General features: G+C 47.0%; 2 protein-coding genes. Both read right to left on the bottom strand.

The window, feature by feature from the left end; translation table 11 throughout:
- Positions 1-579: 579 nt before the first annotated feature.
- Positions 580-753, bottom strand: a complete 174-nt coding sequence (locus tag Q0238_RS09035) for a hypothetical protein (RefSeq protein WP_297945336.1) — start codon at positions 751-753, stop codon at positions 580-582.
- A gap of 188 nt (positions 754-941) precedes the next feature.
- Positions 942-1,125, bottom strand: a 184-nt coding sequence (locus Q0238_RS09030; protein WP_297945332.1) for a hypothetical protein, incomplete at its 5' end; no start/stop codon positions are given.

The following is a 1,125-nucleotide window of genomic DNA, read 5'->3' as shown; positions in this document are numbered from 1 at the left end:
ATAGGCACGCTAGCGAAATTTTGATCTAAATTTGTCGTAGCTTAGCAGCAAAATTTTTACATAAAATTTAATGCGGCTTAGCGGCAAATTTAGTGTGGCACAGCGAGTTCGGTGCGAGATTAAAGCAAATCAGGTGCGATGCAGCACGGAATTTAACTCAAATTCCGCCCATCACAGCACGATACGGCTCGGCTTAGCTCAGATAGCGCGGTAGTTTAGTGCGGTTAAAATTAACGTTTTTTCCGAGGCGTTTAAGTTCATTCCATGCTGTTTTATCCAAGAGTATTTAAATTTCGCCGTTTAATTCAAAATTATAACTATCGTGAGCTTGGCTATAAAGGCTAATTTGCCCTTGCTCTACTTAAGAACGATTAAATTTCGAGCCGTTTTATTCAAAAACATTAAAATTTCATACTTACCGATGCTACTTCGATTTCCCCAATTACTTTACGTTTTACTCAAGAACGTTAAAATCTCATATTGCCGCATCACGGCGCCTGTCGCGCGAAATTTTATCTCGGCGGCGATATTTCTAGCGCGGATATGGTTCTCGGCGCGGCACGCAAGCAGATCCGACTGCTAAAGCCCAAATCCGCTTAAATTTAAAATTCCAAGCTTGTTTGGGTTAAATTTCAAACCTAGCGCCCGTTTAAGGCGCGTGCAGGGCGAGCATAAATACGCGCGCCGTCTAAACGGCGCATAGACGAGACGATCCGCCCCTCCTGTCGCGCCAGTAGACCTAGATAATTTCAAATGCGGCGGCAATCCTATTGCGATGCACCGCGACATGCTTTTGCAAATCTCGCGCTGAAATACTAATTTGCGACTTGTATTTCGACGGCATGCCGCGACACGTTTTTGCAAACGGCTCGTTTGTGGCGGAGTAGCAGGGGCGGCACGGATCAAATATACCGCGGTCGCGAATGAGCGAAATTACCCGCCTAAATTTTATCCGTTCGTTTCCCGCGAGCGCTTGCATGTACTCCGCATTTTATACGCGGCGCGATGCCGCATCCGTGACACAAAAAAATACATAGGCGCACAAATGAAGCGATCCGTGCGCGCGATAAAAAATACATAGGCGCGGCAAGCGTGCCGAGCGGCGCGGACGAAACGAGCGACGGG

Source organism: uncultured Campylobacter sp., assembly GCF_938045775.1.
Classification (GTDB): Bacteria; Campylobacterota; Campylobacteria; order Campylobacterales; family Campylobacteraceae; genus Campylobacter_B.
The sequence above is the reverse complement of the archived record's forward strand: the minus strand, read 5'-3'. Positions and strand labels throughout refer to the sequence as shown.